The 14,859-nt window shown below is 61.8% G+C and carries 5 protein-coding genes; 4 read left to right on the top strand and 1 reads right to left on the bottom strand.

Annotated features, from left to right (window positions below):
* The first annotated feature begins 95 nt into the window (after positions 1-95).
* The gene (locus A462_RS23550; RefSeq protein ID WP_008432993.1) at positions 96-6,680 is read left to right on the top strand and encodes an NEL-type E3 ubiquitin ligase domain-containing protein; all 6,585 of its coding nucleotides are present in this window, start codon (positions 96-98) and stop codon (positions 6,678-6,680) included.
* A 45-nt stretch (positions 6,681-6,725) separates the two neighbouring features.
* Here A462_RS23550 and metH read toward each other — a convergent pair whose 3' ends face one another.
* Positions 6,726-10,436, bottom strand: a complete 3,711-nt coding sequence (metH, locus tag A462_RS23555; RefSeq protein ID WP_008432991.1) for a methionine synthase — start codon at positions 10,434-10,436, stop codon at positions 6,726-6,728.
* Between the two features lie 164 nt (positions 10,437-10,600).
* Here metH and A462_RS23560 point away from each other — a divergent pair, with 164 nt between their 5' ends.
* From A462_RS23560 to nfuA, 3 genes are all read left to right on the top strand, one after another.
* A complete protein-coding gene (locus A462_RS23560) occupies positions 10,601-12,892 on the top strand; it encodes a fatty acid cis/trans isomerase (protein ID WP_008432988.1) in 2,292 nt (763 codons plus the stop codon).
* An 81-nt stretch (positions 12,893-12,973) separates the two neighbouring features.
* Positions 12,974-13,996, top strand: a complete 1,023-nt coding sequence (locus A462_RS23565) for an acyltransferase family protein (protein ID WP_003210814.1) — start codon at positions 12,974-12,976, stop codon at positions 13,994-13,996.
* Positions 13,997-14,055: 59 nt separating this feature from the next.
* The gene (gene nfuA / locus A462_RS23570) at positions 14,056-14,640 is read left to right on the top strand and encodes a Fe-S biogenesis protein NfuA (protein ID WP_003210817.1); all 585 of its coding nucleotides are present in this window, start codon (positions 14,056-14,058) and stop codon (positions 14,638-14,640) included.
* The last annotated feature ends 219 nt before the right edge of the window (positions 14,641-14,859 follow it).

The following is a 14,859-nucleotide window of genomic DNA, read 5'->3' as shown; positions in this document are numbered from 1 at the left end:
CGGCGCCAAGGTGCACAAAAACATTTATCTACCTGCGAAGGCGCTCGCCTGTTCGCTGTACTGGGCCTCCCAAAAGCGTTCTCAGGAAGCCGCACATGTCTACTCCACCTAATGCCCTCGCGGACGAAAGCTTGCACACCGCCCTGATCAAGGCACGTCTGCCCACGTGGGTTGCCCACATGGCCCCCGTCGATGTGCGCCGGCTCAAACATGGACTGTTGCCCGGCAGGGAGCGGCCTGCCACCAAGGTCCCGCTCTCGCCCGCATTGAACAAGGCACTCGATGACAGTCGCAAGGCCAGCCGTCAGTCCCGCGAAGCCTTGGCCAAGGGCCTTGGCGCGCTGCAAGGCATTGTCGAATTCGCCCAGCCCAAGCTGGAAGCGGCGTTGCGCGAGGCGATGGGCGAGGCCCCGGACGTCCACAAAAACCAGCTGCATTACCTGCGGTATCGCCAGGCCCCGCAGCAGCATTCGTTGTTGCAGGCGGCGTTGCTGAACTTCGAGGGCGATGAAGACTTCACCGATATCGCCCTCGAACAGACCAGCGCCCTGGCGCCGGAAGGTGCGCTGCTGACCGAGTACTACGGCGAGGCGCGGGCGGATGGCTCGCGTGCGGCGCGTTATCGCTACAGCGAAACCCTGTCGATGACCCCACAAACCTTTTCCACCCTGTGCCGCACCCTGGACCTGGGACAGCAATACCAGGCCCATCTGGCGCAGGTGTTCGATGCCGCTGCCACTCGGGCCGTGGTGCGGGAGCAGATGATTCGCGCGCAAAAAGACCTGCTGACGGTACGCCTGTATGCCGCATGGGCGCAGGGCGACATCGGTCCGGCGGTGTTTCTCATGTTGCGTGAAGTGCTGGCAGGTACTTCGCGGCCGCTGCTGGATGGCGAGGTCGTACGTTTCGGTCAACTGTCGATCCTGGGCTGCGAGCTGGGTGAGGTGCTGCTGATCGGGCCGGGTGTCGCACCGACCCGGTCCGTGATCCCGCCCTTGTTTCCTGGGGCAGGTGTGAGCGGGCTGCTTCCCGTGGCGCCTGATACGCGGGTGGTGGCCTGGATTCCGGGCGCGCCGCAGTGCCCGCTCAAGGAATACCCGTCTATGCAGGCGTTCGACAAGGAACTGGCGGTGAACCTGCGCTCACCTGCCTATCAGCAGTTGTTTGCCAGCCTGGTACCTCAGCAACAGGCGCCGCAGTTCCTTGAGCGCCTCAAGGAAAAACTCTACACATTCACCTGGAACCCGCGAGGCTACAAGGAGCAGGTCTACGACGAGCAAATCAACTTGAACCGGCGAGAACGGTTGATCGAGGGGGAGTTGTTCGGCGCGCTCTACGAGCGGCATGTACAGCGCCTCAAGGACAATGCCAGAACCCTGGCGGTGCCCACTGCGGAGGCTGATCGAAAAGCCGCACAGGCACGCCATGCTCACTGGTTGAGCATGGGTTTGAACACATTGAATGTGGCCGCATTCATGGTGCCCGGCCTGGGGGAGCTGTTGTTGGCGGTCACGGCGATTCAGTTGGGCCTGGAGGTCTATCACGGCATCGAATCCTGGCAGGAGGGCGATATGGATGCGGCATGGGAGCACCTGGAGTCGGTGGCGCTGAATCTCGGGTTCATGGCCACCCTGGGCGGGGCGGCAGCCCTCGCTGGCCGGGCGCCCGCTATCCAGGTGTCGAAATGGGTCGATGGGCTGGTGCCGGTGAAGTTGCCGAACGGCGAAAGGCGCCTGTGGAAACCCGACCTTGCGGCCTACCGCAGTCATACCGTTCTGGATGCATCACTCAAGCCCAATGCCCAGGGTCAGTACGCGCAGGACGGCAAAATGTATGTGCGCCTGGGTGAAAGCCTTTATGAAAAGGCTTTTGATGCGCGGACTCGAAAATGGCGGATCCAGCATCCGAACAATCCGGCCGCGTACCAGCCGATCCTCGAACACAACCAGGCGGGTGCCTGGCGCCATACCCATGAACGCCCACTGGAATGGGACCGCCTGACCTTGCTGAGGCGCCTGGGTCATGAAACCCAGGGAATCAGCGATGCAACGTTGAGCGCCCTTGGCGACATCAGCGGCATCAGTGATGACCTGTTGCGCAAGGTCCACATAGATGGTTTGCCGATGCCTGCCGTGCTGGCCGATACGTTGCAGTTGTTTCGCGGCGCGCCGCCACAGGCTGCACTGCTGTCTCCCGAGGGCGCAGTGTTGCAGCGCCGCTTTGCTTCTTTGTCCCGAGGCGCGATCAACGAAATTATCAGTACGGCCAGCGATAAGGAACGCCTGCAGATACTCGGCCGAACCGGTGTTGCGCCGCGCCTGGATAACCTGGCGCGGCGTGCGGTGCAGCAACGTCGCCTGAGCAGTGCGTTGGCCGGCTTGTACCTGCCGGCGCTCGCCAGCCTGGACAGTGACCGGCTGGCGTTGCATTGCTTGCAGCAACTGCCGGGCTGGTCTCCCACGCTGCGCCTGGAACTGCGCGCCGACAACCCCAGTGGGCGCTTGCTGGCTGAAGTTGGGCCTGAAGACGCGGCAGTGCGCCGTTACCTGGTCAAAAAAGGCGAGACATTCCTGGCGTGCGACCTGCAGGGGGCTCCTCTTAACAGTCCGGTCCCCGGCAGTCGTAATTTCTATCCATCAATCGTCCATGCCTTGCCCGTGACCCTGCGCCAGTCACTGGGTTTGCCGCTGGCCAGCGCGGACGTCGATTTGCAGCAAGCCCTGGCACGGTATGCCACGGCACACCGCCTCGAAATGGCCGCCGTGCTGAAGATACGCGCGCCCATGGCTCGCCCGGCGTTGCGTCTGGCGAGCGGGTTATTAGGTTATGCCCTGAGCGGCCGGGGTGCGGCCCAGGCACCCAATGCCGCCCTGGCGGCCAGGGTTCGCGATGTTTACCCCAACCTCAGCGATGAGGCGGCCCAGCTGTTTGTGCAAAGTCTGTTGCAGGCCGGCCAGCGCCCCCCACAGATCTATGAGTTGATTGGCAACCGCGAGCGCGAACTGACCCGGTTACGCATGACCCTGGATCAGTGGGTGACGCAAAACAGTGCTCAGGCGGGGGCACAACATACGGCCGACACCCTGATCAATTGCTGGCGCGAAGGCGCGTACCGGGGCTTGAAACCCCATGCCTATCTGTCACTGGGCAAGGCCGGTAACTTGCCGGCGCTGGATGCTGATTTTTCCCATGTGCGAGGGTTGGGTGTAAGCGGTGAAACCTTGGCGGACACGCAGGGCGTCAGGCTTGCGCAGCAGTTCCCCAACGCCGAAGTCCTGAATGTGTTCACCGAGCCCGCCCATGTCGAAGCGATTGCCACGGGCCTTGGGCTGTTTCCCAAGCTTGAAGAGTTGTCGATCGACGGCTGGGGCCTGACCTACTCGCCGGCCTTTTTGCAACGCCTTAACACGTTAAGCCAGTTGCGCCGGTTGGCCCTGACGGGCGCGCTGGAGGCATTGGATGTCAGCGGCTTGAAACAGCTGCTTGCCTTGCGGGTGGCGGGCGCCCTGAAAGAGTGGCCGGTAGGTGTTCTGACGTTGGACAAACTGGAGACGCTCGACCTGTTGGCGACCGGGATAAATACCATGCCGGCGGCAATGCTTGAGGGCCACGAGCGCCTGTGGCGTGGCCTTACCCTCAACTGGGCAGCGTTTGAGCGGCGTGCGTTCATGCCGGTGTATCAGCACGTGAAAAACCACCCGGGGCATTTGGTGGATGAAGTGCTGATGGTGGACGCTTATTGTGAAGGCGCGTTGCGACGCCTGAAAGACAGCGACCCGGCGTTTGCGCCCAGTGCCTTGGCGTACCTGCGGCGCCATCGGTTGACCAGTGACGCCAAGTTGACCCGTGTGCACGCCTTGCTGGATGAACATGCAACCTTGCAGCAGGCGCTGGAAGAGTGGCAGGGCAGGGAAGTGGAGGTCGACCGGCGACCGGTGGACCCGCTCAATCGTCAACGTGCGGCAGACAAGCTCATGGCTTACTGGCGCGATGGCCTCGACCGACGTTTTGCCTCCCCCCGTGAGGTGGCCGGGCCTTCTTCGCCAGCCGCCTCCGAGGGGGTCATGCTGGACCTGTCGGGTACGGTACTGGGGGATTTGCCGCCGATGCCGGCCGCAGCTTTTGCCCACGTGCAGCGCTTGAACCTCGCAGGCACCCGGGTTTCAGTGGCGGCATTGAACGATTTCCTCCCCCAGTTCACCCAAATCCACGGCCTGGACCTGAGCCGCAGCAACCTGATGGACCTGCCGGCGTCCCTGACGCAGTTGAGGTCTCTCAAACAGCTGGACCTGGCGCACAACCAGTTGACGATCACTGAGGCGATACAGCAGCGCCTCAGCGCCCTGGTCACGCTTCGAGGGTTGAACCTGGATTACAACCGTGTGGGTACCCTGGATGTCAGTGGGCTCAACCAGCTGCGCAGCCTGAACCTGAGCCACACCGCGACCACCGCCTGGCCGACAGGTTGGCTGGCATTACCCGAACTGCGTCAAGTGGATCTGAGCTACAGCGCTATTACCACGATCCCCCAGGCTGCACTGACCGGCCATGACCTGCTGATGCTGAGCAGCAACGTGCGTGGCTGTCGCCTGACCTTGCCGGCCTGTGCCGACATACAGCGTTTTGCCCTGCGTACCTACCAGGACAATCCGTTGAACGTCGCACCGGCCATGCTGCCGGTTTTTGGCCCGAGCTTTTACCTGGACAAACCCTTGGGCATTCCCCGCGAAGGGCTGGCGGAGGGCAGAACGGGGGGCGATCCGGAATACTTTCCCCTGGAGGTCACGGACAGTCCCGATCTGCTCCTCGCGCTGGAGGTAGAGGTGCCCAACAGTGAAGTTCGGCAGACACCTGCGCAGCGTCTGCAACAAATAGACCCGGCGTTGTCCACGCGCGATGCGGTACGGCGCATTGACGAACTGCTTGCCAATGGCCTGGGCGCACTGGAGGTCGAGGCATGCCTGGTTCGGTGGCGCACGGGCTACCGGGGTATGGTGCGGGCGTTAAACGACTGGATCGATATTCGCGGTTATCGCCAGGGGGGCGGCTGGGTCAGCGCGGTGGACCGTCGTCGCGCGGCCGACAGGCTCATCGACAGCTGGCGCCATACGTTGCGGGCGCACCCCGAGGTTGCGCCGGGCGACGGGCGCGAGGTCCTTCAATTGAACGACCTGTATCTGGGTGACCTGCCGGCGTTACCCGAGCCGTTGGCCCATGTGAGGGTGTTGAACCTCAACGCAGTCAAGCTTACTGAGCAAGGCTCCAATGCGTTCCTGCGGGCGTTTCCCAAGCTGCGTACCCTGACCCTCAACAATAATGGCCTGATGAGCCTGCCCGACGCCGTCGGCGAGTGCTCGACACTTACCGAGCTGCACCTGAGCCATAACGAACTGCGCTATCGCAGCGAGCTGCAGGGTCAGCTCAATCGGTTGACTGCGCTGGAGCGTCTGGACTTGACTGAGAACCTCCTGGACTCTCTGGACATCAGCAGCCTGCCTCAATTGCAGTCATTGGAACTGCGCGGCAATAACCTTCTGGCGTGGCCGCAGGGTGTCCTCCAGGCTGCGCAGTTGCGCCACCTGGACCTGCGCAGCAACCGTATCGAAACCATCCCTGAAGACGCGTTGCTGCCCCAGCACAGCGCTCTGATGTGGGGCACGGACCTGTCCGATAACCTGCTGTTTGAGGAAGATCTTGCACGCTTGCGCGTCTACCAGCAGCAGACCGATTGTGGCCTGGGATTTTCCGCCGAGGAACTGGAAGACGCACTGGAGGGGTACCACAGTACCGATAGCAGCTCCGGGTCGGACATCCACCCTGAACTCTTGACCCCGGAACAACAAAAGGCCCAATGGTTCTCGGGTATTGCCGCCGATTCGGCCCGCCACCGGGTATGGAGCGTGCTCAAGCAGGCCGAAAACAGCGATGATTTTTTCTACATCATTTCCCAGTTGAAGAACGCCCAGGATTTCTTGCACGACCGCGCCGACCTGACTCGCCGGGTGTGGGCGGTGCTTGAGGCGGCGGAGCAATACCCGCACTTGCGCGAGCAACTATTTGGCCAGGCCCAGGCGATGCGGGTAAGGGCTACCTGTGGTGACGGCTGGATCCTCCTGTTCAGTGATCTTGAAGTCAGCGTGTATGAGTTCAAGGCCCTGAGGGCCCTTGCACCCGGGCAGGAAGGCACCACGCTGTTCAACCTGGCCCGGCGCATGATCCGTCTCGATGAAGCGGAGCGCATTGCTGGCGAAGCGATCAACCGCAGCCCCGGCATCGATCCGGCGGAAATTCGCCTGGCCTACCGCATTGGCCTGGCCGAGCGCCTGGATCTGCCTCACCAACCGTCCACCATGCTGTACCGCAACCTGTCCCGGGTGACCCAGGCCAATATCGATCAGGCGTATGCCGCCATTATGGCCAGAGAGAGTACTCCGGTGTTTATGCAAGAGCTGGTCAAGCGCCCGTACTGGGTCAGCTACTTGCAGAAGCTGTATCCCGAAGAGTTTTCGGTGTTGGCCCAGGCGCATCAGGTCAAGGTAGATGCCCTGGAGGAGCTTCACCCGGACCTCAGCGCCCAATACCTGAGCGAAGTCGCAGCCTTGGACACCGAAAACCTTGCCGAGCAACAGGCACTGGCGCTCAGGCTTTCGGGGCGGGCGAGGAGGGACCTGGGGATCTGACCCGGGCGCCCAGCCGGCTGGACGCCCGGGTCAGCGCATCACGACTTAGTTGTCGTAACCCAGGTTCGGCGCCAGCCAGCGTTCGGTCACGCTCAGGTCCTGGTCCTTGCGGGCGGTGTAGCTGGCGACCTGGTCCTTGTCGATCTTGCCCACCGCAAAGTACTGCGCCTGCGGGTGAGCGAAGTACCAGCCGCTGACAGCCGCTGCCGGGAACATCGCGTAGTGCTCGGTCAGGAACACGCCGCTGCGGCCGGCGTGCATCTCGCGGGCTTCAGGGTCCAGCAGTTGGAACAACTGGGCCTTCTCGGTGTGGTCCGGGCACGCCGGGTAACCCGGGGCAGGGCGGATACCGCTGTACTGCTCCTTGATCAGCGCTTCGTTATCCAGCACTTCGTCCTTGGCGTAGCCCCAGTGCTCTTTACGCACCTGCTGGTGCAGCCACTCGGCGCAGGCTTCGGCCAGGCGGTCGGCCAGGGCCTTGACCATGATCGAGTTGTAGTCGTCGCCGGCGTCCTGGTAGGCCTTCGCCACTTCTTCAGCGCCGATGCCGGCGGTGGTGATAAAGCCACCGATGTAGTCGGTCACGCCGCTGTCCTTGGGCGCGACGAAGTCGGCCAGGGAGAAGTTCGGCTTGCCGTCGGTCTTGATGATCTGCTGGCGCAAATGGTGCAGCCTGGCAATCGGCTGGCCGTCATCGCCGTAGACTTCCAGGTCATCGTCCTGCACCTGGTTGGTCGGCCAGAAACCGAACACCGCGCGGGCGCTGATGAGTTTTTCGTCGATCAGCTTCTTGAGCATTTCCTGTGCGTCGGCGTACAGCGCCGTCGCCGCTTCACCCACCACTTCATCGGTGAGGATGCGCGGGAACTTGCCGGCCAGGTCCCAGGAGATGAAGAACGGTGTCCAGTCGATGTACTCGGCCAGGACGTTGAGGTCGATATTGTCCAGCACCTTGGCGCCGGTAAACGTCGGCTTGACCGGCGTGTAGCTGCTCCAGTCGAACTGCGGCTTCTTGGCGATGGCGGCCGGGTAGCTCAGGCGCTCGGTGCGCGCGCTGCGGTTGGAGGTGCGCTCGCGCACGTCGATGTATTCCAGGCGGGTTTTCTCGACGAATGCCGGCTTCAATTCCTTGGACAGCAATTGCGTCGCCACGCCCACGGCGCGGGAGGCGTCGGTGACGTAGATCACCGCGTCGTTGCTGTATTTGGGCTCGATCTTCACGGCCGTGTGGGCCTTGGAAGTGGTGGCGCCACCGATCATCAGCGGCAGGTGGAAATCCTGGCGCTGCATCTCGCGGGCGACGTGCACCATCTCGTCCAGGGACGGGGTGATCAGCCCGGACAGGCCGATGATGTCGCACTTCTGTTCCTTGGCCACCTGCAGGATTTTCTCGGCCGGGACCATCACGCCCAGGTCGACGATGTCGTAGCCGTTGCAACCCAGCACCACGCCGACAATGTTCTTGCCGATGTCGTGCACGTCGCCCTTCACCGTGGCCATCAGGATCTTGCCCTTGGCTTCCGGCTTGTCGCCTTTTTCCAGCTCGATGAACGGGATCAAGTGGGCCACGGCCTGCTTCATCACCCGGGCGGATTTCACCACCTGGGGCAGGAACATTTTGCCGGCGCCGAACAGGTCGCCGACGATGTTCATGCCGGACATCAGCGGGCCTTCGATCACCTCGATCGGGCGCGCGAACGACTGCCGGGACTCTTCGGTGTCTTCGACAATGTGGGTGGTGATGCCCTTGACCAGCGCGTGTTCCAGGCGCTTGTTGACTTCCCAGCCACGCCATTCTTCGGTCTCGGCTTCCTTGACGCTGCCGTCGCCCTTGTACTTGTCGGCAATGGCGAGGAGGGCGTCGGTGCCCTCCGGGGTGCGGTTGAGCACCACGTCTTCCACCGCGTCACGCAGCTCGGCCGGGATCTGGTCGTAGATCTCCAGCTGGCCGGCGTTGACGATACCCATGGTCAAGCCGTTGCGGATCGCATACAGCAGGAACACCGAGTGGATGGCCTCACGCACCGGGTTGTTGCCACGGAACGAGAACGACACGTTGGACACGCCGCCCGAGGTCAGCGCATACGGCAGCTCGTCGCGGATGTAGGCACAGGCGTTGATGAAATCGACGGCGTAGTTGTTGTGCTCTTCGATACCGGTGGCGACCGCGAAGATGTTCGGGTCGAAGATGATGTCTTCCGGCGGGAAGCCGACTTCATTCACCAGGATGTCGTAGGAGCGTTTGCAGATTTCTTTCTTGCGTGCTTCGGTGTCGGCCTGGCCGGCCTCGTCGAACGCCATCACCACCACCGCCGCGCCGTAGCGCTTGCACAGCTTGGCGTGGTGAATGAACTGCTCCACGCCTTCCTTCATGCTGATGGAGTTGACGATGCCCTTGCCCTGGATGCACTTCAGGCCGGCCTCGATCACTTCCCACTTGGAGGAGTCGATCATGATCGGTACGCGGGAGATGTCCGGCTCGCCGGCAATCAGATTGAGGAAGGTCACCATGGCCTTCTTCGAATCCAGCATGCCTTCGTCCATGTTGATGTCGATCACCTGGGCGCCGGCTTCCACCTGCTGCAGGGCGACTTCCAGGGCTTCGGTGTAGTTGTCTTCACGGATCAGGCGGGCGAAGCGGGCGGAACCGGTGATGTTGGTGCGCTCGCCGACGTTGACGAACAACGAGTTGCGATCAATGGTGAACGGTTCCAGGCCCGATAGGCGGCAGGCCTTCGGAATGTCCGGGATCGGGCGCGGTGCGTAACCGGCCACGGCCTTGGCGATGGCTTCAATATGGCCCGGGGTGGTACCGCAGCAACCACCGACGATGTTCAGGAAGCCGCTCTGGGCGAATTCTTCGATGACCTTGGCGGTTTCCGACGGCAGTTCATCGTACTCGCCGAATTCGTTGGGCAGGCCGGCGTTCGGGTGGGCGGAAACGTGGGTGTTGGCCTTGTTCGACAGCTCTTCCAGGTACGGACGCAGCTCGCTCGCCCCCAGTGCGCAGTTCAGGCCCACAGACAGCGGCTTGGCGTGGCTGACCGAGTTCCAGAAGGCTTCGGTGGTCTGGCCCGACAGGGTGCGGCCGGAGGCGTCGGTGATGGTGCCGGAGATCATGATCGGCAGTTCGACGTTGAGTTCCTCGAACACGCCCTGTACGGCGAAGATCGCGGCCTTGGCGTTGAGGGTGTCGAAAATGGTTTCGATCAGGATCAGGTCGGCGCCGCCTTCGATCAGGCCTTTGGTGGCTTCGGTGTAGTTTTCCACCAGCTCATCGAAGGTCACGTTGCGGTAGCCGGGGTTGTTTACGTCGGGCGACAGCGAGCAGGTACGGCTGGTCGGACCGAGCACGCCGGCGACGAAGCGCGGCTTGGCCGGGTTTTCCAGGGTCTTGGCGTCGGCGATCTTGCGCGCCAGGCGCGCGCCTTCTACGTTTAATTCGTAGGCGAGGTCTTCCATGCCGTAGTCGGCCATGGAAATGCGCGTGGCGTTGAAGGTGTTGGTTTCCAGGATGTCGGCGCCGGCATCCAGGTAGGCTTTTTCGATGCCGCCGATCACGTCCGGACGGGTGATCACCAGCAGGTCGTTATTGCCCTTGACGTCGCTCGGCCAGTCGGCGAAGCGTTTGCCACGGTAGTCCTGCTCTTCCAGTTTATAGCTCTGGATCATCGTGCCCATGCCGCCGTCGAGGATCAGGATGCGTTCCTTGAGGGCTTGGTGGAGGGCTTGCAGACGAGCGCTACGATCGGGCATGGGACTACTCTGGTCAGGTATTACGGAGGGCGAAGATCATAACAAACCTGTGCGCTTTTAGAGCATGTGCAGGGATTGCATGAATATCGCTCATGTTGGCGGGGGCGTTACATCGGTAGAATCGACGGGTTTTTCACTGCACGCATTGAATCGGGACCGGAAACATGTCACTTCGCCTCATCGTCAGCGCCGCGTTTGCGCTGTTCACCCTTACCGCACAGGCAGAAGGTCCCGCCCCGGCGATCTCTTATACCCGTGACATCCAGCCGATCTTCACCGAGAAATGCGTAGCCTGCCACGCCTGCTACGACTCGGCCTGCCAGCTCAACCTGGGCAGTGCCGAAGGCGCCGCACGTGGCGCGACCAAGGTGCCGGTGTACGACGGCGAACGCAGCCAGGCCAGCCAGCCCACCCGTTTGTTCTATGACGCCTTCGGCAAATCCGCCTGGCAGCAAAAGGATTTCTACTCGGTACTCGACGCCCAGGCAAGCCAGGCCGCACTGATGGCGCGCATGCTGGAGCTGGGGCATAACGCGCCGCTTGCGCCCAACGCCAAGCTGCCCGACGACATCGTGCTGGGCCTGAGCCGCGAAAACACCTGCCCGATGCCGGGGGAGTTCAACGCCTACGCAGGTAATCACCCGAAGGAAGGCATGCCCCTGGCCGTCACTGGCCTGACCGACCAGCAGTACCAGACCCTGCAACGCTGGCTGGCCTCCGGCGCACCGATCGACGAACAAGGCCTGGCCCCGAGTGCCAAGGAAGCCTTGCAAGTGCAGCAATGGGAAAACCTGTTCAACCAGCCCGGGGCCCGGGAAAGCCTGGTGGCGCGCTGGTTGTTCGAGCACCTGTTCCTTGCTCACATCTACTTTGAAGGCGGTGAGCCGGGGCATTTCTTCCAGTGGGTACGCTCGCGCACCCCGAGCGGGCAGCCGATCGACCTGATCAACACCCGCCGCCCCAACGACGACCCGGGCACCCAGGTGTACTACCGCCTGTGGCCGGTGCAGGGGGTGATCGTGCACAAGACTCACATCACCTATCCGTTCAGCGCCGAGAAGATGGCCCGGATCAAGTCGCTGTTCTATACCGATGACTGGCAGGTGCAAGCCTTGCCGGGCTACGGGCCGGGCCGGCGTGCGAACCCGTTCGAGACCTTCGAGGCGATTCCGGCCAAGGCGCGCTACCAGTTCATGCTGGATAACGCCGAATACTTCGTGCGCACCTTTATTCGCGGGCCGGTATGCCGGGGCCAGATCGCCACGGACGTGATCCGCGACAACTTCTGGACCCTGTTCCAGGACCCCGACCACGACCTGTATATCACCGATGCCCGCTACCGCGGCCAGGCCACGCCGTTGCTGGCGATGCCGGGGCAGATTGACGATGTGGGCAGCGTGCTCAGCCTCTGGCTCAAATACCGCGACAAGCGCAACGAGTACGAAGCGTTGCGCCGGGACAGTTATGCCGACCTGCCGCCGCCGAGCTGGTCGAGCCTGTGGGCGGGCAACGACAACGCCTTGTTGAGCATCTTCCGTCACTTCGACAGCGCCTCGGTGACCAAGGGCTTGATTGGTGAAGTGCCGCAAACCCTGTGGCTGTTCGACTATCCGCTGCTGGAGCGCACCTACTACCAGTTGGCGGTGAATTTCGATGTGTTCGGCAACGTTTCCCATCAGGCCCAGACGCGCCTGTATTTCGACTTGATCCGCAACGGTGCCGAGCAGAACTTCCTGCGCCTGATGCCGGCGGACTCGCGGGATGACTTCCTTGACGATTGGTACCAGAACAGCGGCAAGGTCAAGCTGTGGCTGGACTATGAAGCCATCGACGATGACAAGCCCACGGGCCTCAAGCTCGATGAAAAGGACCCCAAGCGCGACTTCGCCAACCAGTTGCTGGCCCGTTACGGCGACCTGAACGCCAGCCCGGACCCGATCAACCGTTGCGTCAGCGCCTATTGCTCGCGTCCGGGCATTGACCCTGCGTTGCAGGACGCCGAACAGGCCCTGAGCCGCCTGACCAACCGCCCGGCGGCGGGGCTCAAGGTGATCGACCTGTTGCCGGAAGCGACCATGCTGCGCATCGAAACCCGCAGCGGCAAACGTGAGATGTACAGCCTGTTGCGCAACCGCGCCCACAGCAACGTGGCCTTTATGCTCGGTGAGGCTTATCGCTATCAGCCGGGCCTGGACACCGTGACCATCTATCCCGGGGTGCTGAGCAGCTACCCGAACTTCATGTTCAACATTCCGGCGCAGCAAGTGCCGGAGTTTGTCGCTGCCATGGAGAATGCCAAGGACGCCAATCGCTTCGAGAAGATTGTCGACCGCTGGGGCATCCGCCGCAGTCACCCGCAGTTCTGGCAGTACTTCCACGACCTGTCGCAGTACATCCGCGAAACCACGCCGGTGGAAGAGGGCGTGCTGGACATGAACCGCTACGAGAATCTTTGATCGACCTTTGACCGTCGACGGCTGTCCCAAGCCATAGGCACCTGAATAATCGGTGTCGAGGGTTGGGAGAGTGGGTCGACGATGTTGATTTCAGTACAGGCACTGCGCGCCCTGGCGGCCTGGACCGTGGTGGGTCATCACTTCATGCAGATTTTCTTTGGCTTTAAGGCCGATTCGGCGCTGGGCCACCTGTTTGTCGACAAAGGTGCGGCGGGCGTGGATGTGTTTTTTGTGATCAGCGGCCTGGTGATCTTCCTCTCCACCGAGAACAAACAGCTGCCGCCCTGGCGATTCCTGCTGTATCGCCTGCTGCGAATCGTCCCGGCCTACTGGTTCTACACGCTGTTGATGGCGCTGCTGGTGGTATTTGCGCGGCCGGTGTTGCCGGACCAGAGCGTCGATGCGGCCCATGTGTTGATGTCCTTGCTGTTCATACCTTCCGAAAATCCCGGTGGTTATGGGGTGTACCCGACCTTGAATGTCGGCTGGACCCTGAACTACGAGATGCTCTTCTACGTGCTGTTTGCGTGGGCGTTGCTGTTTCGCCGGCAGTGGCGGGTGCTGGTGGTGGGCGCGTTGTTGTTCGCTGTGTGCCAGGCGTGGACTTCTTTCGGCTGGATCAGCGAATTCTATCGTTCGGACATTGTGTATGAGTTCCTGCTGGGGATAGGCATCGGCATGCTCTACCGCAAGGGCTGGATTCGCCCCGGGCTGTGGCTTCCATTACTGGGGATTGCGGGGGCATTGTTGGCGATCTATCACTGGCCGGCATCGCCGCGGGCCCTGACCTGGGGCTTGCCGAGTGCGGTGCTGGTGGTGGCCTGTATCTCGATGGAACGCTATTTCGAGCGCAGCCGGCTGCTCAAGGTGATGGGGGATTGTTCCTACTCGGTCTATCTGATGCACGTGCTGGTGCTGTCGGCGGGTGGTTTTGTCGCCCAGCGTTATGGGGTTAACGCCTACGTGATGCTCGGCGTGTGCGTGGTGCTGATCGCCCTTGGGTCGCTGGCCAGCTACCACTGGCTGGAAAAGGGCAGTTATCGTCGGCTCAAAGGCTGGTTCGATGGCGACGAACGGTTGGTTCTTTCCCGACAAAAATACTAGGACTTTGTACCTCGGTAATAATTTGGCGTAAACTGCCGGCAAGCCTGCGAGGAGTTTCCATGACCGCCATAACCATTACCGACGCCGCCCACGATTACCTGGCTGATCTGCTGTCGAAGCAGAACACCCCGGGCATTGGCATCCGCGTCTTTATCACCCAGCCCGGCACCCAGTACGCTGAGACGTGCATTGCCTACTGCAAGCCGGGAGAAGAAAAACCTGAAGATACGGCGTTGGGGCTGAAAAGCTTCACCGCGTATATCGATGCGTTCAGTGAAGCGTTCCTTGACGATGCGGTGGTTGATTACGCCACGGATCGCATGGGCGGCCAACTGACCATCAAGGCGCCGAACGCCAAGGTGCCGAATGTTAATGCGGATAGCCCGATTAACGAGCGCATCAACTATTACCTGCAGACCGAGATCAACCCTGGGTTGGCCAGCCACGGTGGTCAGGTGAGTCTGATTGACGTGGTTGATGATGGTATTGCTGTGTTGAAGTTTGGTGGCGGTTGCCAGGGCTGCGGCCAGGCGGACGTGACCTTGCGTGAGGGGATTGAGCGTACGCTGCTTGAGCGGGTTCCGGAGCTCAAGGGTGTGCGGGATGTGACTGACCATACGCAGAAAGAAAACGCCTACTACTAAAGGGTGTTCGCTGCGGATGTGAAAAACGGCGCCCCGTGAGCGCCGTTTTTTTATGGTTTTGGTTAGGTATGTTGTGTACATATCCGTTGCTGCGGTAACGGCCGCTTATGGTTCCGCTCTTACAGCGGGTCACTTTTGGCAAACGCCCCAAAAGTAACCAAAAGGTCTTTGCCCCACCACTCGGTGCCTCGCTTAGGCTCGGCATGCCCGCACTCCGGC

This window comes from Pseudomonas sp. Ag1 (assembly GCF_000278565.1).
Taxonomy (GTDB): domain Bacteria; phylum Pseudomonadota; class Gammaproteobacteria; order Pseudomonadales; family Pseudomonadaceae; genus Aquipseudomonas.
Note: the sequence above shows the minus strand (reverse complement) of the source record. Positions and strands in the feature narration are given on the sequence as shown.